The organism is Bifidobacterium vespertilionis (assembly GCF_008698145.1).
GTDB classification, from domain to species: Bacteria; Actinomycetota; Actinomycetes; order Actinomycetales; family Bifidobacteriaceae; genus Bifidobacterium; species Bifidobacterium vespertilionis.
On record NZ_RZNZ01000008.1, the window covers coordinates 1 to 18329 of the forward strand.

The 18329-nt window shown below is 63.4% G+C and carries 17 protein-coding genes, 1 tRNA gene and 1 pseudogene; 16 read left to right on the plus strand and 3 right to left on the minus strand.

Annotated features, from left to right (window positions below; genetic code table 11):
- Positions 1 to 1269: 1269 nt before the first annotated feature.
- From EMO90_RS06605 to EMO90_RS06615, 3 genes are all read left to right on the plus strand, one after another.
- The gene (locus EMO90_RS06605) at positions 1270 to 2241 is read left to right on the plus strand and encodes a CHAP domain-containing protein (protein WP_150353659.1); all 972 of its coding nucleotides are present in this window, start codon (positions 1270 to 1272) and stop codon (positions 2239 to 2241) included.
- Between the two features lie 155 nt (positions 2242 to 2396).
- Entirely contained in the window at positions 2397 to 3221 is an 825-nt protein-coding gene (locus EMO90_RS06610) for a C40 family peptidase (protein ID WP_223849703.1), read from the plus strand.
- A gap of 227 nt (positions 3222 to 3448) precedes the next feature.
- The gene (locus tag EMO90_RS06615) at positions 3449 to 4501 is read left to right on the plus strand and encodes a universal stress protein (RefSeq protein WP_150353658.1); all 1053 of its coding nucleotides are present in this window, start codon (positions 3449 to 3451) and stop codon (positions 4499 to 4501) included.
- A gap of 122 nt (positions 4502 to 4623) precedes the next feature.
- On the opposite strand, the gene EMO90_RS06620 is transcribed toward EMO90_RS06615, so the two are convergent.
- Positions 4624 to 5037, minus strand: a complete 414-nt coding sequence (locus EMO90_RS06620) for an OsmC family protein (RefSeq protein WP_150353657.1) — start codon at positions 5035 to 5037, stop codon at positions 4624 to 4626.
- Between the two features lie 185 nt (positions 5038 to 5222).
- Between EMO90_RS06620 and EMO90_RS06625 the strand changes: the two genes are divergently transcribed.
- The 4 genes from EMO90_RS06625 to EMO90_RS06640 all read left to right on the plus strand — a co-directional run bounded on the left by EMO90_RS06625 (position 5223) and on the right by EMO90_RS06640 (position 7556).
- A complete protein-coding gene (locus tag EMO90_RS06625) occupies positions 5223 to 6023 on the plus strand; it encodes a thymidylate synthase (RefSeq protein WP_190971962.1) in 801 nt (266 codons plus the stop codon).
- 142 nt (positions 6024 to 6165) lie between these two features.
- Positions 6166 to 6825 carry a dihydrofolate reductase gene (locus EMO90_RS06630; protein WP_150353655.1) on the plus strand — a complete coding sequence of 220 codons (660 nt, stop codon included), beginning with the start codon at positions 6166 to 6168 and terminating at the stop codon, positions 6823 to 6825.
- A 44-nt stretch (positions 6826 to 6869) separates the two neighbouring features.
- Entirely contained in the window at positions 6870 to 7397 is a 528-nt protein-coding gene (locus EMO90_RS06635; protein WP_150353654.1) for a low molecular weight protein-tyrosine-phosphatase, read from the plus strand.
- 87 nt (positions 7398 to 7484) lie between these two features.
- Positions 7485 to 7556 (plus strand) — tRNA-Glu (locus tag EMO90_RS06640).
- A 159-nt stretch (positions 7557 to 7715) separates the two neighbouring features.
- Here EMO90_RS06640 and EMO90_RS12720 read toward each other — a convergent pair.
- Positions 7716 to 7976, minus strand: a pseudogene (locus EMO90_RS12720) (helix-turn-helix domain-containing protein); the annotation flags it as partial.
- 470 nt (positions 7977 to 8446) lie between these two features.
- On the opposite strand from EMO90_RS12720, the gene EMO90_RS12145 reads away from it, so the two are divergent.
- From EMO90_RS12145 to EMO90_RS06675, 8 genes are all read left to right on the plus strand, one after another.
- Positions 8447 to 8620, plus strand: coding sequence for a hypothetical protein (locus EMO90_RS12145; RefSeq protein WP_162834849.1), 174 nt, complete (start codon positions 8447 to 8449; stop codon positions 8618 to 8620).
- Between the two features lie 41 nt (positions 8621 to 8661).
- Positions 8662 to 8817: a hypothetical protein gene (locus EMO90_RS12150; RefSeq protein WP_162834848.1), complete on the plus strand. Its 156-nt coding sequence runs from the start codon at positions 8662 to 8664 to the stop codon at positions 8815 to 8817.
- A complete protein-coding gene (locus tag EMO90_RS06655) occupies positions 8814 to 10025 on the plus strand; it encodes a helix-turn-helix domain-containing protein (RefSeq protein ID WP_043164871.1) in 1212 nt (403 codons plus the stop codon). The genes EMO90_RS12150 and EMO90_RS06655 overlap by 4 nt, the downstream gene beginning before the upstream one ends.
- On the plus strand, positions 10022 to 10549 hold the full coding sequence (locus tag EMO90_RS06660) for a WhiB family transcriptional regulator (protein WP_043164869.1): 528 nt from the start codon (positions 10022 to 10024) through the stop codon (positions 10547 to 10549). Before EMO90_RS06655 ends, EMO90_RS06660 begins: the two co-directional genes overlap by 4 nt.
- A gap of 43 nt (positions 10550 to 10592) precedes the next feature.
- Entirely contained in the window at positions 10593 to 11189 is a 597-nt protein-coding gene (locus EMO90_RS06665; RefSeq protein WP_043164867.1) for a ParA family protein, read from the plus strand.
- Between the two features lie 4 nt (positions 11190 to 11193).
- Entirely contained in the window at positions 11194 to 11433 is a 240-nt protein-coding gene (locus EMO90_RS12425; protein ID WP_033495367.1) for a hypothetical protein, read from the plus strand.
- Positions 11434 to 11563: 130 nt separating this feature from the next.
- Entirely contained in the window at positions 11564 to 11971 is a 408-nt protein-coding gene (locus tag EMO90_RS06670) for a hypothetical protein (RefSeq protein WP_043164849.1), read from the plus strand.
- A gap of 65 nt (positions 11972 to 12036) precedes the next feature.
- The gene (locus EMO90_RS06675; protein ID WP_043164997.1) at positions 12037 to 12357 is read left to right on the plus strand and encodes a hypothetical protein; all 321 of its coding nucleotides are present in this window, start codon (positions 12037 to 12039) and stop codon (positions 12355 to 12357) included.
- Between the two features lie 102 nt (positions 12358 to 12459).
- Here the strand turns inward: EMO90_RS06675 and EMO90_RS06680 are convergent, their stop codons facing one another.
- The gene (locus tag EMO90_RS06680; RefSeq protein ID WP_043164848.1) at positions 12460 to 13473 is read right to left on the minus strand and encodes an Abi family protein; all 1014 of its coding nucleotides are present in this window, start codon (positions 13471 to 13473) and stop codon (positions 12460 to 12462) included.
- 389 nt (positions 13474 to 13862) lie between these two features.
- On the opposite strand from EMO90_RS06680, the gene EMO90_RS06685 reads away from it, so the two are divergent.
- Positions 13863 to 18158, plus strand: a complete 4296-nt coding sequence (locus EMO90_RS06685; RefSeq protein ID WP_150353653.1) for an LPXTG cell wall anchor domain-containing protein — start codon at positions 13863 to 13865, stop codon at positions 18156 to 18158.
- Positions 18159 to 18329: the final 171 nt, after the last annotated feature.

The window sequence follows — 18329 nt, forward strand, 5'->3', positions numbered from 1 at the left end:
TGGAGGACATGTGTGACGTGACATGCTTGCTTATCTGGGCGTTGTGTTATGGTGTGTGGCGGTCGGTGGATGTGGTGTAGGACATATAGTAGTTGATTTGTAACGCCGCGGCGGCCGCCGAGATCTACAGCGAGGGCTTGGTCGGCAGCGTCAGGTGTGTATAAGGGACAGGGCGCGCGGGGCATACGTGGAGTGTGCGTAAGGTGTGACGTGGGATGCTGGCCGTGACGCGGTGTGTGGGGTGCAGCGGGGTGTGACGCGGGGTGCTGGCCGTGACGCGGTGTGTGTACTGTGATGCGGTGTGTGGTGCGGCGGGGTGCGACGTGGGAGTGCAAGTCCGTGACGCGGTGTGTGGGGTGCGGGGTGCGGCGGGGTGTGACGCGGGAGTGCAAGTCCATGACGCGGGGTGCGGGGGCAACGCAGTGTGACGTGGGGTGTGACGTGGTGTGTGGGCCCGTGACATGGGGTGGACACTCCGCGTCACGCTCCTCTGAAAACCGCTATTTTCCAACGTTTTTTGACAGGCGTGACTGGGTGTGTCCACGCCATGTCACACCCCATGTCACAACCCCACCCCTCGTCACACGCCGCGTCACAACCCCGCTCCGCGTCGCACGCCGCGTCACAACCCGCACCCCGTGCTCACCCCGTGTCACTCCCCATGCCGTGTGCCGGCGAACGAACGAAGGAACACCCCCCGCCTCCTCAATCGCAAATTCTGCCAGCAACTCCTCTCGCTTTCCTGTTTGCTGGCAGAACTTGTATCTGATAGCCCCCTACAGCCCGCTAAGCTGCAGGATCTGCCAGCAAACCGGAAAGACGAACGACTTACTGGCAGATTTTGCAGATCTTGCGGCTCGGTTCGATACCGGGCACCGCATTGCAACCGCATTGCAACCGGACGGAAGCCGAACCCCATCAGCCCCTATATATACGGTATAGGGAAAGGGGATGGCGTGCCATTGGCGGCGGTTATGACGGCCTGCTGGGGGCCGGCTGGCGACACGCCCGGAACGGCCTCGAAGCGGTTTGAGGGTTCGCTGGACGTCGTCGCGGCCCGCGTCACTTCGCAACCGTCGGAATTTCAAGCATTGCGCCGGTCTGTGCCAGTCGAGCCCTGCGCTGTTGTCCGCTCGGCTGGACACGATGATCGCCGGATGCGATTGGACGAATTTCATATAGGGGTTGTAGAGTGACGACTTGTGATGGTTGTGTGACGCAATCAGATGTACCCGGCGTCCCCGTCACCTTGCCAAGGAGTGATCGTTTATGAGCCATGCAGCGCACAAGGCCCCCAAGGCCGCCGGCGCCAAGCGCACGAACGTCGCATCCGCATCCTCTCTTTTCTCTCCCGCAGTGGACGTCGCACTGGCCGCGAAACTCAACGAAGTGGCCCCCATGAGCCGTCGTGCGCTGCGTCAGGCCGCCAAGGCCAATGCCCGTAAGAACCACATCATGGCAGGTTCCGCCCTTGCCGCGCTGTTCGGCACCGCCGCGGGCGCGCTCGCATTCGCCAACCCGATTCAGGGTGGCTCGGTCGTCGCCGAGTCCGCCCCGTCCTCCGAGGTTGCGACTGTGGAACCGAACGCCATCACCGCCACCACCGGCGTCGCGGCCTCCCGTTCCGAGAGCCGCAAGTCGTTGGGGGTCGCCACGGACGAGACGAACGATGCGAACGCGACCAGCCAGACCTCCGACCAGGTGGTCGACGGTGACGAGGGTCAGGACTCCGGCACCGTGCTCGACGCCTCGTGGTCGCTGGGCGATGAAAGCTCGTCGCTGGACGTGTCCAAGATGTCCAAGTCGCTGGCAAGCAACCCCGTGGTCGCGGGTCTCATGGAGGCCAACGCCGCGGATTTGCCGGAGGGCTTCAACCCGAACCACGAGACGAACGACAAGGGTTCGTCCTACCCGTTCAGCCAGTGCACGTGGTGGGTGTACAACCGCCGCCATGAGCTGGGACTGCCCGTGGGCACGCACTACGGCAACGGCCATCAGTGGGCGGATTCCGCACGCGAGCTGGGCTACTGGGTGGACAACACCCCGCGCAACGTGGGCGACATCATGGTCTTCCGTCAGGGTCAGGAGGGCGCGAGCTCCCGGTACGGCCATGTGGCGATCGTCGAGGCCATCAACCCGGACGGCTCCATCACCACCTCCGAGTGCGGCGCCTCCTACCATGGCAAGCCGTTCAGCCGCACGTTCACCAACGTGCACGACTTCCAGTACATCCACTACTGATCGTTTGTGTGGTCGTGTGATCGGTGCCGATTCCGATTGCATGGATCCGATCGCATGATCGCACGGCGTGTCGCAAATAGTTCCAGAGTTTTCCGCAAGGTCCGCTCTTCACCGAACGTTCACTCGAAAAGCTTCCTATGCTAAGGTGTGTCACGATGATGAAGATGAATCAACGTGTGAAGGCCTCGATCGCCACCGTGATCGTCGCCGGTTCCCTGTTCTCGTTCACCGTCCCCATGGCGAATGCCGCCGAGGACGCCGGAACGGTCACCTCCGCGCGATCGTTCCCCAAGCTCAACGCCACGAAGGTGGACCTGCTGGTGGAGTCCGCCTCGGTCGCGGCCGATGATTCCACCTCCTACGGCGGTGTGGAATCCCTGAACGTTCCGCAGACCAAGTCCCAGGCGGAGATCGACGCCGAGGCCAAGGCCAAGGCCGAAGCGGAGGCCAAGGCGCAGGCCGCGGCCCAAGCGGCCAGCCGAGCTTCCTCCAGGCAGTCGCTGAACTCCAATACCAATTCCAACAATGCGTCCTCGAACTCAACGTCGAGCTCGAACAACGGAACGAATTCCTCTTCCAACACCAACAAGGGCACTGCTTCCGGCACGTCCGGCACCTCCCAGTCCACCGGATCCACGTCCGTGTCCGGTAACACCGCTGCGCTCATCGCCTACGCACTGCAGTTCCAGGGCGTGCCCTACGTGATCGGCGGCACCACTCCCTCCGGCTGGGACTGCTCCGGCTTCACATCCTATGTGTACGGTCACTTCGGTATCAGCCTCTCCCGCACCACCGACGGCCAGCGCGGCGCGGGCACCCGCGTCTCCGATCCGCAGCCCGGTGATCTGATGTGGAAGCCCGGCCACGTGGGCATCTACATCGGCAACGGCAAGATGGTCCACGCCACCAAGCCGGGTGACGTGACCAAGGTCGCCAGCACCAACTGGTACTCCGGCTGGGAGTACTACCGCGTGATGTAGTTGCGCGATCGCGGTCGAGCACATATCGCGACCACGCCAGTCAAGCCGATTCCAGACGATTCATCTTCGGCAGACAATGGAAACCCCGCCATGCAACCGCATGCGCGGGGTTTTCGTTTTGCACGAAATCTCCTGCGAATGTTGATGACATCCGCAATCCTCGAGGGGTATTGTAGGAATCACAAGGACGGCGCATAGTCGCGCCGGACCAGCGTAAGGAGGTCATCATGATTGACGACAAGGCCATTCTGGTTGGCGTTGACGGATCGGATGCAAGCTACAAGGCCACTTGGTGGGCTGCCAACTACGCCAAGCACGCCGGGCTCACATTGCAGATCGTCTGCGCGTATTCGCTGCCCAGCTACGCGGCGGTTTCCTTCGATGCCACGTACACGGCCATGGGGGACGACAACGCGGCCCATTCCGACGCGCAGGAGATCCTGTCGCGCGCCAAGGCCATCGCCGACGAGCAGGGCGTTCAGGCGGCCACGCTGATCGTTACCGGCGACCCGGCTTCCGTGTTCGTGGAGCTGAGCCGCAACTACAACCTCATCGTCATCGGCAACCGCGGCAAGGGTGGCCTCGCCGAGCGCCTGCTGGGCACCACCAGCTCGTCTCTGCCGGCGTACGCGTACTGCCCGGTCGTCGTGGTGCCCTACACCGACGACGACGGCAACCTGATGCACCTCAACAACACCATCACCAAGGTGGCGGTGGGATCCGACGAGTCCAAGTGGGGTCTGAAGGCCTTGGACATCGCCGCGGCCTTCGCGGACAGCTGGGGCGCGGAGCTGGATGTGATCTCCGCCGTGCCGAAGATCGAGGGCGTCACCGGCTCCGGCAGCGACGAGGAGCATGGCGTGATGGAGTCGTACTACGACGATCTGGACGTGCGCATCAAGCCCCTGCAGGAGGAGCACCCGAACCTCACGATCAACAAGCGACTGGTGCCCGGCTCCGCCGTGAACGCGCTGACCGAAGCCAGCCACAACCACGACGTGGTGATCGTGGGCTCCCGCGGTCGCGGCGGCTTCACCGGCCTGCTGCTCGGCTCCATCAGCCAGGGCCTGCTGCAGCACTCCGTAAGCCCGGTCTACGTGGTCCCGCGCAAGTATGTGGAGGCCGCCGAGAAGCGTCTGGACGCCGCTCCCAGCTCGCCCGCGGACATCAAGCCCAAGGCGATCGAGGACATCACCGGCGTCGAGGAGGTGCCGGTGCCCGCAGCCGACGCCGAGGTGGCGCGGCACATCGAGTCCACCATCGACCCGCTGCACAAGTAGCGCGGCCAAGCGGCGCGGATCCGCTGATTTAGGCGCATATGAGCACATAAGCGAAAGGGCTCCCTGAAAGGGGAGCCCTTTTATGTGCCGCCGGATTGCCGGAACCCGACCGGCGCGGAGGATCAGTGGCGGATGGTCACGTCCATGCGCACCGGGGTGACCTGCTCGTAGGTGTGCTTCACCGTGCAGCCCTTGTTGATGTGGCGGGTGATGCGCTCCTTGAGCTTGTCCGCGTCCTCATCGGAGAGGCCGGCGTCGATCGCGTCCACGACCACCTGCTCGTTGAAGTTGATGTAGGCGTCGTTGTCCGCGTCGTAGGTGCCGTCCACCACCACGCGGGCGCCCTTGCCCTCGCCCAGCGTGTGGGAGACCGCGAACTCGCTGGACAGGGCCGCGCATCCGGCCAGCGCGATCTTCATCAGATCGCCCGGGGTGAACACACCCGTGCCCTTACCGAACTTGATGTGCGCGCCGTCCTCGGAAAACGCATCCCAGGAACCGTCCTTGTTCTTCTCGACCCACAGTCGCTTGCCCATGTGATCCTCCTTTGGGGATTGGGGATTCGGCGCGCCGATCGCGCCAATACCACCAATGTAGCGCAGGCGCATGCCGCAGGGACGGCGTCCCGAGCCGTTTTTACACTGGGCGCATGGCTTTGACACCCGAACAACTTGCGGACATCCGCACCCGCATCCCCGCCCGTCCCGTCACGGACATTCCCATGCCGTACGAGGATCTGGTGCGCAGGATCCTCACCGAGGGTACGCTCAAGTCCGACCGCACCGGCACCGGCACCATCTCCCTGTTCGGCCAGCAGATGCGCTTCAGTCTGAAGGATTCCTTCCCGCTGCTCACCACCAAGACTGTGTTCTTCAAGGGCCTCGCCTATGAGCTGCTGTGGTTCCTCAAGGGCTCGCGCAACATCCGCTGGCTGCAGGAGCACAACGTGCACATCTGGGACGAGTGGGCGGACGAGAACGGCGATCTGGGCCCGATCTACGGCGTGCAGTGGCGCAGCTGGCCCGCGCCCACGCCGGACGATCCGAACCGCACGATCGACCAGATCGCCAACGTGCTGGATCTGATCAGGAACCACCCCGATTCGCGCCGCATGGTCGTCTCCGCATGGAACCCGGCCGAGGTGGAGCACATGGCCCTGCCGCCCTGCCACGCCCTGTTCCAGTTCTATGTGGCCGACGGGCGCCTGAGCTGCCAGCTCTACCAGCGCTCCTGCGACATGTTCCTGGGCGTGCCGTTCAACATCGCCTCCTACTCGCTGCTCACCCTCATGATGGCCCAGCAGACAGGTCTGGAGCCCGGAGAATTCGTGTGGACGGGCGGCGACTGCCACGTGTACGACAACCACATCGACCAGGTGCTCGAGCAGCTGTCCCGCGAGCCCTACCCGTACCCGCGCATCGAGATCGACAAGGCCGACTCGCTGTTCGACTACCGGTATGAGGACTTCCACATCATCGACTACAAGCACCATCCCACCATCAAGGCGCCGGTGGCGGTCTGACGCGTCGGAGCGGGCACACGGCCTGATCGCGCCTGCTCGATCGCGCCCGATCGTGCGCCCGGTGTGTTCCGCCGGGTCGTGCGGTCGGGCGTTTCGCATACACTGGCGACCAGTTGGACAACCCTTCAAGGAGTGATCTGAAATGGAGCACGACAGTAGCCGCAGCGGCTATCACGAACCCGAGCCCGGTGAATCCGGGCTGCAGGAGATCGAGGATTGGGGCGATGACATGCCCAAGACGTTCTCGGTCAATTTGATCTGGGCGCAGGCCGAGGATATGGACGGCCGGGACGGCGCCATCGGGTACAAGGGCGGCATGCCTTGGCATTTGAAGGAGGATCTGCGGCACTTCCGCGATCTGACCATCTCCCATCCGGTCATCATGGGCCGTCGCACGTGGGAGTCCCTGGATGCCAAGCATCGTCCCCTGCGCAACCGCGACAACATCGTCGTCTCGCGCAACCCGCAGTTCTCCGCCCCCGGCGCCACCGTGGTCGACAGCTTCGATGACGCGCTCGATCTGGCCCGTCAGGAGGCCATTCCGGACGACGGCATCGAGCGTTCGGAGATCTGGGTGATCGGCGGGGCGCAGCTGTTCAAGGAGGCTTTGCCGGCGGCCAACAAGGCCTATGTGACGCTGATCCGCGCCCGTGTGGAGGCCGATGCCTATGCGCCGGACATGGCCGCGTTGGTGGACAGCGAGCTGTGGCGCATCGCCGACAAGAGCCCGTGGCTGGTGCCCGAGGATGCCGAGGACGGCATTTCGGCATACCGCTACGTGACCTTCGAAAAGACCGTCTGAACCGCCATTCCGCCCGACTTGCAAAAACCCGCACAGAGGAAGCCATGACCGCCAACGCCCATCCGTACACCATCATGACCGTCTGCACCGGCAATATCTGCCGCTCGCCCATGGGCGAGATCATCCTGCGCCACTACGTGAACGAGCGCGGGCTGGGGGACCGGATCAACGTCGAGTCCAGCGGCGTCTCCGATGAGGAGTGGAGCCATCCGATCGACCCCCGTGCCGTCCGTGTTCTCAAGGAGCGCGGCTACGGCCCGGAGATCCCCGCCGACCATTTCGCCCACCGCATCACGCCGGACGAGATTACCCGCACGGACCTGTTCCTGCCCATGACCGCCTCGCACATGCGCGCCCTGCTGCGCGAGCTGCCCGCCGGCAAGCGCGCCGAAGTTCACCTGTACCGGTCCTTCGACCCCGACCTGCCCAAGCCCGCCCCCGGCCGCGAAAGCGACATCGATCTGGTGGATCCGTGGTACGGCGGCCGTCACGAGTTCGAGGTGGCGATCGATCAGATCGAGCACGTCGCCCCGTACATCATCGACTGGGTGGAGGAGCGGATCGGGGCGTGAGCCTCGGCTTGGCTTGTTGCTCCGCTACTCGGCGTGTCGCCAATTTGCGTGATCAGACGCTCTTCTGTATGATCAGTTGAGTTGTCTGCCCCCATCGTCTAACGGTTAGGACATCAGACTTTCACTCTGACAACGAGAGTTCGACTCTCTCTGGGGGTACTCACCGGCTCCGGGCTCCACGAGGTATCGTGGCCCGGAGCCTTTTGTTTCCAACGGTTTCAGGCCGCCAGCTTGGCCTTCAGTTGCTCGCACAGGAAACCCGGCGGTGGCCACTGCCACCAAAGATGCACCTCCGTCACTGTTCATTCCGCGCATCATCTGCTCGTACATCGACGCATCCAGCAGGGAGAGCGGGGGGACGTTGAAGAATTCCGCCACTGCGGCGATGTCCTGGATGGTCCAGGAAGTCTTGCCGGTCATCTTCGCGGACACGGCGCCCCTCTTCAGCCCCAGTGCCGCGCAAAGTGACTGCTGGGTCATCCCGCGGCCGGTCAGCTGCATGTTGACGTTCCAGATGAATACCCTCTGCAGGTAGTCGCCGAGTCCATTGGATTCGGTCGACGGTTCGATTTTTGCCATATCAAGTCCTTTCAGATTAGAGTTGTCCAATATCGATGGACATAATCCTACAACAATGATTTGCCGCTGTGCAAGTTTCTTGCTATATTGTCTATTGTGAATGGACTGACGGCAAAAATAATGGATTCTCCGATGCGTCGTTATATGACGGCGGCGGGTCTGAGCTGCCGAGACCTCGCGAGGGAGATGGGTACGTCCAAATCCTCGGTCGCGGGAAAGGTCAACGGCTCGATACCGTGGCAGCAGTCCGACCTGATCTGGCTGGCCATTCACCGAAACCTGTCCCCTGGGTATGTGCTCGGCATCGACGCCTATCTCACGGATGGCGGGTGGAAACCCGAAACGAGAATCCCCGGACCGGCTGGAACCCGGCGCGGGGATTGAACGGCAACAACCATGGAGCCGCGGGCGCGCATATCCGCCAAGATCAGACGCCCGTCGTTCCGATTCCCCGAAGGAGGGTCATCGCCATGACCGATTCTACCAATACTGCCGGCATTCGCCGGGCATCTGTCTTCGAGCCTAATCGCCAGCGCGACGCCGTGCGGCGGACGACGCGGGGTGGCGGCAACGTCGATCTGCGCATCGCGAAGGCTCATGTGCTGTCCATGCTCGCCCACCCGTCCCGGGGCTCGCGCCGCTGAGGCGCGCGTCCGCGGACCGTTTCCCCGATACCGGCCGAACCATGTGGTGGTTGGTCGTTGCCGCCGTGTGCATGTCCGGCGGCGTTCTCTCGTATGCGTTGTGCCGCGCCGCCCGTCTGGGCGACGACATCGGCGCGAGACTGCGCGAACGCCGCGAAGCGGACCCGGCGCATGACGGCGGGAAGGTCGAGCGATGAGCAGCAGAGCCGAGAACTGGGCATGGGAGCGCGACGACGTCAAGGGCATCACCAAGTTCGTGCTGGTGTATCTGGCCCGCCGCGCCTATTACGACGATGGCGCCGCCGCGTGGCCGAGCGTGGAGACCATCGCGTTCAATTGCGGGTGCTGTGAGCGCACCGTGATCCGTTCGTTGCAGGAGCTGGAGCGCAAGGGCTACATCAGGCCCGGCGACCAGGAGATGTCGGCGCGTAACCCGCGCACCCGCAAGCCGATCGCCAAGGGGCACCGCTCGCGCGTGTGGGACGTCGTCATGGACGGCGACCATCCTGCCGAGAACATCGAGGAGAAGCCCCGGAACCTGGACGCGCTGGCGGAAGGCGACGGCAAGCCGGATCCGATGAAGGACAATTTGTCACCCGACGGATTGTCACCCGAGCCGAAGGACGTGGAGCCGAGGACAAATTGTCCCGGAATCTTGGACAGAAAGTCACCCAATAGACAAGTGATAAACAATTCTCCCCTCATCCCCTTCGGGGATGCTCCCCTCAACGCCGAACAAGCCTCCACGAAGCCGGTCGCCGACCCGAAGCCCGAACCCGTTCCAACGACCGATTGGGGCAGGGCCCTGCCTCCAAGGGGTTGCAGGAACCCGCTATGGGTGCCCGAACCCGGCAAGCTGCCTGAGCCGGTCACGGAACGCGCAGGCCAAGAGGTGCGCGTGCTCGACGGCATCCGCCGGCGCATGCTCGCCGTGGACCAGAGGTTCGATGTTCCGGCGACCATGGCCGACCGCAAGGCCGTCCACTCGCTGCTGATCGACAGGCCGTACGGCGAGATCGTCGCGACGATGGACTGGGCGTACCGCAACCGCTACTGGCTGCCCCGGCTCACCAGCGGCGCCAGGTTCGCCGCGAACTACGTGCAGCTGCGGCTGGAAATGCTCACCCATCCCGATCCGACGGGCAAGCGGGCGCCAGACGCCCCGCTGCCGGTCGTCAAGGATCCCAACCGGGCGATACCGGTCAGCTCGTCGTCCGCGAGCCGTGTGCCGATCTACGGGGCTGCGCTGCTGCGCACCTCGCTGTGCCAGGAACACATCGAAGGCGTCATCTCGCAAGAGACGTGCCCGGTATGCGCGTACGACAAACGCAACCACGCCACCCACGACGTCGCCGGACGGCGCAAGACGAAGACAGGCGCGCCGGCGGAGGCGGTGCGGCCATGAGCGGGGACGGGCAGCGTCTTGAGGCGTGGAAGAAGGCCGGCGAATGCCGCGACTTCCCGCAACCATGGTCCGACTACCTGTGGTCGCTGGAGTTCGAGCACCGTCCCGGCGACGCGAAGGCGTTCCACTCGGTCGCCAAGGCCGTGTGCGAACGATGCCCGGTACGCGCCGAATGCTTGGCCTACGCGGCCAGCGGCGGACTCGAATGGGGCGTGTACGGCGGCAAGGTGTGCACCGACCGGCGCAGGATCGCGCGCATGGCCGAAGCCGACGGCGTCCCCTGCCGGGACCGCGGCCTGCCGTGGCCGCAACGCTGGCGGCTGCTCACGGACTGGATACGCGCCCACCGGAACGTGTTCGACGAAGCCACCGACGAGGCCAGCGCCGAACGCCAACAACGACGCCTGCGCGCACGGGGCAGGACGGCCGATCGCCCCGCCCCACATGAGCCGTCAGACAATCAAACAATCAAGCAAGCAGGAATCCAAGCAATCCAGCAAGCAAACAATCAAGCGACCGACTGACCAGGTTCGCATGATCGCCGACAGTCGCAAAGGAGAAGAACGAATGCGCATCGCCATAGCCAACGCCAAGGGCGGGGTCGCGAAGACCACGTCCAGCATCTACATCGCCTCGGTCATCGTTTCCAGAGGCGGCAGGGCCGTCGTGTACGACGCCGACCCACAGTCCAGCGCGAGCCTGTGGGCCGCTGCCGCGGAACAGACCGCGGACCCGCTGACGTTCGACGTGCTGCCCGCCAACCAGGCCACGCTCCGCCAGCTCGCCGCGGGAGCCGACCCGGACGAATGGGCGATCATCGACGCGCCGCCGCAGGGGCCGACCCTGGACATGGCCATCAAGGCGGCCGACTTCGTGATCGTGCCGGCATCGGACTCGCCCATGGACCTCCAGCAGGCATGGAGCACCCTCGACATGGCCAGGATGAGCACGCCCGCCGCGCTGCTGCTGGTCAAGGCCGAACACAACACGAAGGCGTTCCGCGACACCATGGACGCCCTCAACGCCATGGACACTCCCCGGTTCGACACGATCGTGCCGAAGGCCCAGTCCTACAAGCGTTCGCTCGGCACCAACCCGCACCAGCTGGGCGAATACCGCGACCTCGTCACCGAACTTCAGCAAATCGCCGGAAAGCAGGAGTGAGACCATGCAGGGCAACTACCAGCCACTGGCACGACCTGTGCCGTTCGACGACGTGCTGCGCCAGCAGAACAAGACATCCAAGGCCACGGGCGAACCGTTGGTCATGCTCTCATTGCGCATACCCGTATCGCTCAAGACCCGGCTCAAGACCACGGCCGCCGCGCACGACCTGCCCATGCAGCAGCTCCTGCGCGACGCCATCGAACGCGAGCTCGACCGGCTCGACGGCGACGACGAGCCGTAACCCGTCAGACAATCAAACAATCAGGCAATCCGACAATCCAGCAAGCAAACAAGCCGACAGCCAAACATTCAGGCAGTCAAACATGCAGACGCGATCCGGCAAGCCGGCGCGTCTGCGGAAAGGAGACACTATGGACTATTCGATGGAGGTCTCCGTGCTCGGCGACCGGATCAGCATCGGCGAGGAGGCGCACGTCATCACCCTCGGCGTGAACACGGGATTCCCCGCGGGCTCCACGGCGGGACTGGCGTACACGCTCTCGCCATTGCAGGCCCGCGTGTTCGGCGCGCAGATGCGCGCGGCCGCGGACGCCGCGGAGGGACATCCGGGCATGCCGTCCGACGAGGAGGTGAACGCGGCGGCGAAGGTGTTCTGCGGCGGCGTGTGGAACGGGTTCGACCCCGCCAGCATGATGCCGACCGAACAGTTCGACCGGTTCTGGGGCGACGGTGAGGGCCACCAGCTCTACCTGGAGATCGCGCGCCACGCGCTCATCGCCGCCCGCATGTCCATCCTCGCCGGGCAAAACGAAAGCTGACAAGCAAACAAGCCCGCATGCAGACAATCAAACAATCAAACTTGATTGCATGCAGGCAAGCTGACATGCAAGCAATCAAGCAAACCAACAATCAGGAAAGCAAACAATCCAACAATCAGGAACGGAGCAGAACCATGAACGACAACCACAACGAAAACGAGGAGCCCTTCGACGGCACGAGCGAGGATTCCACGCTCGAAGACCAGATGAGCGCGCACATCGCGGCCATCGCCGCCAGCGGCGTCGCCGCCGAAGCCGAAGCCCTGGCCAACCGGCAAGCCGACATGGCGGCCAAGGAACGCCGCGAAACCAGACTGGCGCTCCTTGCCGCCGTCACCGTCATCGCAGGTCTTATGGCCTATGTAATTACTCGCATCGTCAAATAAAGACGATGTTTCTGTCGCTTATCATTTCAGGGACGGGTAATTCCTTGGATCCACGTCCCTGAAAGGCGCGCGTTTCCCCATTTATGCAATTAGGATGCCCCGTCAATGAGCTGAGCCATTGACTCGCCACAGCGGCGACACCCGCCATCCGTCAGGGAATCCCATATCAGACTTCGGAATCTGAGGGTGCCTATCCATAAGGGAGATGAATTTCTCCGTCCACGCGGGTCCGTCGATCTGGGATGTCAGGTAGTTCTCCATGGTGAGGAATGCAGCAGGGCCGGAGGACTTACGGAAGATATCCCAATCGTTACCCCACCAACCCTTTGCATGGGATCCGCTGCGATGCTTCGGCAGTTTCGGCGCTATGCGGGTGCTGGTTTCGTTCCAGAAGCGATCATGATGCGCGGTCATGTTCCGGGCCTGCCGGATAGTCTCAAGCCAATTGGAGAGGATTTTGGCGTCGCCGCGTACGGCGGGATTCGGGTTGGGGTTGAAGATATGCAGCTTGGTGGCCAGCTTTCTCTTGATATGGTCTGGCGCACCTTGGTAGAAGTTCTCCTTGAGTGTTCCGTAGCTCAGGCATCCGACGATCATCCAGTACGGAGGCAGCGGATCACTGTAGGTACTCCGGAAATGCCTGAGGTACGGAAGATTTGATTTGGTGAATGTCGAACGCAACGAGGAAAGGCAAGCCAGATGGTCGTCATAGCTCAACCCCGGGAGTCCTTCCCGTGTCATGTAGCCGAATTCGCCGCCGAATACCGATAGCTCATGGGCGAGGAAGCTCTTGAGATAAATCTCGATGGTGACGATGCCGTCGAATACCAGCATCCGCAGTTCCTGATCGAACAGATACCTATCCCAGATATCCTTGAATTGCACATCTTGACGGAAGGGCAATGAGCGCTTCGCCGACTGCTCCGATACCGGGGTGAGGAACGGATACCAGTATCCTTTCAGCCGAAAGTATCCCACTTGCTCGATTCGACGCTCAAGGAGCTCGCGACTTATTCCGGACAAACCGTTGTCAATGAGCTTGGCCGATAAATCATCCAATGATTTCGGCGGATGCTGCGGATAGGGGCGGAGCTGTGGAGTATCATTCTCGTCCATCGTTCCTCCGATAAGAAAAATGCCACCCTAGTGTGCTTCAGTGAGAGGCAATGGTGGCTTTTAACATCGCTAATTGTAGCGAATATATCGCCTTTCGTAAAGATACAGAACACTCCGTACATCTAGTATCCAAAGCAAAGCAATGCACTAAATGTAGTATCCGCGTCATGTTTCATCCATGAACGGGTTGCCAATCTTCGTCACATGTCCGCCGCAGCATCGCTCGATGCGGGGTGATGCTGATGGTGCGTCCGGGGTCCGGCGGCCGGCCGTCGGGCTTGCGGGCGTGCTTTTCTTCCAGGGACCCGGGAGGAGGCGGGTTCTGGAGTCCCCGTCTCCTCCCTTTCCCGGAGAGGGGCGCTTCTGTCGTATGTGGGAAAGGATTTCGTATGAGGTTCGGGAAGAAGGGCACCGGTGCGGTGGCGTCGATCACCGCCGCCGCGGCGTTGCTGGCCTGCTTGGTTCCGGTCGCGTTGGCCGATAACGGTGGCGGCGGTTCCGGTGAGGACGGTGGCGGTTCGGGCGGTGGTCCGACGCAGACGGCCGATGTGCATTGGATCTACAAGGATTCGTGGCCGGCCACTCTGGATGGCATGAAGACGGCGTTGAGTGACGCGAAGGTGCGTCTGTCGTCCGATCTGGCGAACGGGCAGAACCAGTTCGTGAACATGAACAAGACTTTGAGCGACGCGATCGATGAGTGCCAACGCTCCTATACGGGTGAGGGGAACGCGGACTGCCGTCTGGTGGCGGTGGGCTACGTGCGATTGGCGGATGGTTCGTTCAACGGCAGCTATGTGAGCTCGAACGCGAAGAACCGTTGGGAGGCGCAGTGGAAGGCCGAGGCGAAGGGCGACTACACGTATCAGGGCCAGAAGTACTCGACTTCGACCACATGGAAGGACAAGCTCGGCACGCGCAGCGTTGACTCTCTGGCGCAGGAGTCGATCAACTCCAACCCGAACGCCTCGTTCCGCGTGATCGTGCTGGCGCAGAACCAGCCGCCGGTCGATTACAAGCTGAACGTGGCCACCAGCCACAAGCAGAAGACCGACATGCAGGTCGGCTCCACCGACCCGATCGGCGACGTCATCCATGCAGACAACGGCGGTTCCGCGATCAAGGAGACGTTGAACGGCACCGCGATCATCCATTACGAGAACGGCCCCTATCTGCCCGCGAAGAGCGTGAGCAAGTCGATCAGCTTCTCCAGCAATGGGGATACCCAGCTCGACAATCTCGCCTCGCCGAAGGATTTCGGCATGAAATACTGGGCCGAGGGATCGTACTGGATCGACATCCAGGTGCCCAAGCAGGGCCGCATGCAGGCGGCCGTGGACACCGCGGACCGTGACCCGGCCGAATCCTGGAAGGTGAGCTCGGTGCCGCCCGAACCCCCGGTCAAGAAGATCGAGGACGGCGTGAGCGCCGACCGGATGACGAACCGCACCACCATCACGTACGGCACCGGCCGCGGCGGCTACGAGATGCGTTTCCGCGACGTGATCGAACCCAACGGCGTCGAATACTCCGTGGACAACTACAGGCTCATCGACAGGACCGACGGCAACCGCGACGTTTCCGGCGAGTTCGAGATCACTTGGGACAAGGCGTCGAACACGGTGTCGGCCGCGCGTTCGGCGGACAAGGGCGAGATGTCCATGGACCATGTCTACGAGTTCAGCTTCGACGTGACCGTGTCAAAGCCCTCCGACTTCCAGCAGGTCAAGGACCATGCGTGGGGCAAGTGGAACCATGAGCCCGAGGCCGACGCCGGAACGAAACAGTTCGATACGTGGCGGCCGAATCCCGACAAGAGCTGGATCCGCCTGAACGCGAAGGGCCAGTGGGAGGCGGTCATCGACCCGAAGGAGACCAACCGGACCGGCGCCGACGATATGACGCTTCTGGACGGGGACCGGGTCGCCTCGGTGGTCAACGGCACCATCGCCAAGAACCTCATCCAGGCCCCGGAGACCCTGACGCTCACGGACGACTGGTCGGCCGCCGACTACCTGTTCGACGCCGACGACAAGTCGAAGATCAAGGTGTACGAGGCCGACGCCGGCACCGATCGCGAGTCCAGCGTCACCGACATCGCCAACCACGGCAGGGACGTCACCGACCAGTGGACGATCACGATGGAAGACACCACGGTGACCGCCACCGCCGGCCGGGCCTACCGCGAGGGATTGAAGGGACTGAAGACCGCGAAGCAGGTCACGCTGCTCATCCCAGGCAAGGCGGCCTACGCCAACGGCAAGGGCGCGGGCCAGGTGCGCGACGACTTCGACAAGCAGGCGAACGACGAACTGTCATTCTGCACCGCGCCGAACGGCAAGGCGCTGACGAACAAGGGCTCCCAGACCGTCAACACGCACACCATCCCCACGAACGAACCGAAGATCTGCGGTTACATACCGCCCGTCGTCAAGGACGTGGTCGGCGAATCCTCGCAGGGCGGCGACCAGGCGTCCGTGGACGGCAGGGTCGTCTACCCGGGCCAACGCGTGGAATACCGTCTGGAGACCCAGCCCCACCTGCCCGGCAATCTCGCGTACTCGGTCAGCGAGGTGGCGGTCACCGACACCTACGACGAGCATCTTGAAGTGGACAAGCAGACCCTGGAGGTCACCGACCTGTCCACCGGCAAGTTCATCCCGAAAACCGAGTACGAGACCCAGTGGAACGACGCGCAGCACGCGGTGCGCCTCGTGTTCTCCGACGGGTACGTGAAGACCAACTGGCGCAACGGCGCGAACCCGCGCATCATCGTCCGCTTCGAGGGCACGGTCGCCAAGGACGCGCCCACGGACACCAAAATCGGCAACCAGTGGGCCCTGACCCTGAACAACATGATCACCCCGAGCAACAAGGTATGGAACGAGCCGCCCGACTTCACGCCGGTGAAGAAGGACACCCAGGCCGACCCGTCCATCAGCATCGACGGCAAGACCGCGCTGCTGGGCGACCGGATCTACTACCGCGTGACCATCGACGCCAAGCAGACCAACCAGGCCTACAAGGTCTGGAGGCTCGGCATGACCGACGACTGGGACGACGAATACCTCTCCCTCGACGTCAAGCGCATCGAGGTCACCGACACCGCGACCGGCAAGGACGTGACCGCGAAGTTCAACATCGCGGCGATCGACGGCGTCGCCTACGTGTACGCCAAGACCGCGGACACGAAGGTGCCGGCCACCGGCGAGACCATCAAGGGCGACCCCCAGCCCAAGAACCTCAAGGAATACGCCGAAAAGAAGGACCACGACCCGTTGAAGGAGCCGGCCATCGACCAGTCGATGCTGGGCACGAGCTACGAGGTGAGCCTGCCGATGACCGTCATCAAGGTCACCGACGGACATATCGTGAAGAACAAGGCCACGCAGGTCGTCAACGACACCCGCAAGGACACCAACGAGGTCGCCAACCCCCTCAAACCCGTCAACCCCTCCAAGGACGTGGTCGTGAGGGTGAACGGCGAATCCATCGACAAGCGGAGCGTGTACCTCAACAGCCTGTTCCTCTATCGCCTCGACAGCTCCGTGCTGCCCGCGCACCGCGCCTACCAGAAGGTCACCGACTGGAGCATCACCGACCCGCTCGACACCGAGCATGACCAGTACACCGGCCAATGGGCCGTATACGCCATGCGCGACCTGACCGAGCAGGGCAAGGTGATCGCCCGCAAGGGCGTGAAGATCGCCGGCAGCGGCTTCGACGCCAGTGTGTACGGCGGCGAACTGTTCACCCTCGCGCAGGACGACAAGGGCGTGGTCACCGTTACCGCGACCCAGCGCATGCTCGATCTCGTCAGCGGCAACGACGAAAGCGAGCAGGCATGGACCGCGTTCATCCAGTGCAAGCGCGTCAAGACCGGCGAACACATCGCCAACCGGTTCGACGAAACCATCAACGGCACCAAACGTCCTTCCAACCAGGTCGAGACGCACACGCCCGACATGACCCCGAGCCTGAAGATCGAGAAATGGGACGAGGCCTCCGGCTGGCCGGCCGGCGACCGCGACCAGGTCAAGGACGCGCTGGCCATGCAGGGCGACACGCGCATCGTGTTCACCATCACCAACACCAGCACCACCGACCCCGACACCAAGCAGGGCGCATGGTACCGAACCAAGGACCTGAACCTCAAGGACCAGCTGGTCGCCGGCGACGGCCGGGTGACCGATCTCGAATACCCCGCCGATTGGGACAGCCGCATCCTCAAGCCCGGCGAGAGCGTCGAGGTCAAGGGCGTCCTCAAGGGCGTGACCGGCCATCACACCGACCGCGCCACGGTCACCGGCACGCCGTTGGTTGAATGCGTCGTCTCCGACCCGGATCCGTTCGACGGCAAGGACGAGACGTCCGCGCCTGATGATGCGGTCACGATCGACGGCAGGCTCGTCTGCCCCGACACCGAAGTGGTCAGCAACACCGACGACTGGAACGGCTACCGGACCGGGCTCGCCCATACCGGCGCCGCCGTCCAGGGCGTGATCGCGGCGGCGATCACCCTGCTCGCCGTCGGCGTGGGACTGGTCGCCGCCCGCAGGTTCAGGCGCGGGAACAACGCCGCCGGCCGCCACTCCGGCACGATGCAACCCGTCGATGCCGAGGATGCCGACGCGGATGACGTCGAAACCGTGGATTCGGTTCCCGGCGGGCAATCCGTGGGCTGACCGAAGCGGCGGGGACCGTTCTCCGCCGCGATGATTCTTCCGGTCGGACGGCAATCCGGCCGGAACCCCGCCGGTTCTCTTCCTTCTTCTCTCCCCGGCGGGCATGGCAACGGCCCGACGCCAACGGTTCAAACCGTTCGCGTCGGGCCGTTCCCTTGCTACTTTTGGCTG

Excerpts from the sequence above, each read along its gene's own strand:
- EMO90_RS06630 (WP_150353655.1), top strand. The coding sequence starts at position 6,166 with ATGGAGCACGACAGTAGCCGCAGCGGCTATCACGAACCCGAGCCCGGT.
- EMO90_RS06680 (WP_043164848.1), bottom strand. The coding sequence starts at position 13,473 with ATGGACGAGAATGATACTCCACAGCTCCGCCCCTATCCGCAGCATCCG.
- EMO90_RS06685 (WP_150353653.1), top strand. The coding sequence starts at position 13,863 with ATGAGGTTCGGGAAGAAGGGCACCGGTGCGGTGGCGTCGATCACCGCC.
- EMO90_RS06675 (WP_043164997.1), top strand. The coding sequence starts at position 12,037 with ATGCAAGCAATCAAGCAAACCAACAATCAGGAAAGCAAACAATCCAAC.
- EMO90_RS06665 (WP_043164867.1), top strand. The coding sequence starts at position 10,593 with ATGCGCATCGCCATAGCCAACGCCAAGGGCGGGGTCGCGAAGACCACG.
- EMO90_RS06625 (WP_190971962.1), top strand. The coding sequence starts at position 5,223 with ATGCCGTACGAGGATCTGGTGCGCAGGATCCTCACCGAGGGTACGCTC.
- EMO90_RS06635 (WP_150353654.1), top strand. The coding sequence starts at position 6,870 with ATGACCGCCAACGCCCATCCGTACACCATCATGACCGTCTGCACCGGC.
- EMO90_RS12425 (WP_033495367.1), top strand. The coding sequence starts at position 11,194 with ATGCAGGGCAACTACCAGCCACTGGCACGACCTGTGCCGTTCGACGAC.
- EMO90_RS06670 (WP_043164849.1), top strand. The coding sequence starts at position 11,564 with ATGGACTATTCGATGGAGGTCTCCGTGCTCGGCGACCGGATCAGCATC.
- EMO90_RS12145 (WP_162834849.1), top strand. The coding sequence starts at position 8,447 with ATGACCGATTCTACCAATACTGCCGGCATTCGCCGGGCATCTGTCTTC.
- EMO90_RS12150 (WP_162834848.1), top strand. The coding sequence starts at position 8,662 with ATGTGGTGGTTGGTCGTTGCCGCCGTGTGCATGTCCGGCGGCGTTCTC.
- EMO90_RS06655 (WP_043164871.1), top strand. The coding sequence starts at position 8,814 with ATGAGCAGCAGAGCCGAGAACTGGGCATGGGAGCGCGACGACGTCAAG.
- EMO90_RS06660 (WP_043164869.1), top strand. The coding sequence starts at position 10,022 with ATGAGCGGGGACGGGCAGCGTCTTGAGGCGTGGAAGAAGGCCGGCGAA.
- EMO90_RS06605 (WP_150353659.1), top strand. The coding sequence starts at position 1,270 with ATGAGCCATGCAGCGCACAAGGCCCCCAAGGCCGCCGGCGCCAAGCGC.
- EMO90_RS06620 (WP_150353657.1), bottom strand. The coding sequence starts at position 5,037 with ATGGGCAAGCGACTGTGGGTCGAGAAGAACAAGGACGGTTCCTGGGAT.
- EMO90_RS06610 (WP_223849703.1), top strand. The coding sequence starts at position 2,397 with ATGATGAAGATGAATCAACGTGTGAAGGCCTCGATCGCCACCGTGATC.
- EMO90_RS06615 (WP_150353658.1), top strand. The coding sequence starts at position 3,449 with ATGATTGACGACAAGGCCATTCTGGTTGGCGTTGACGGATCGGATGCA.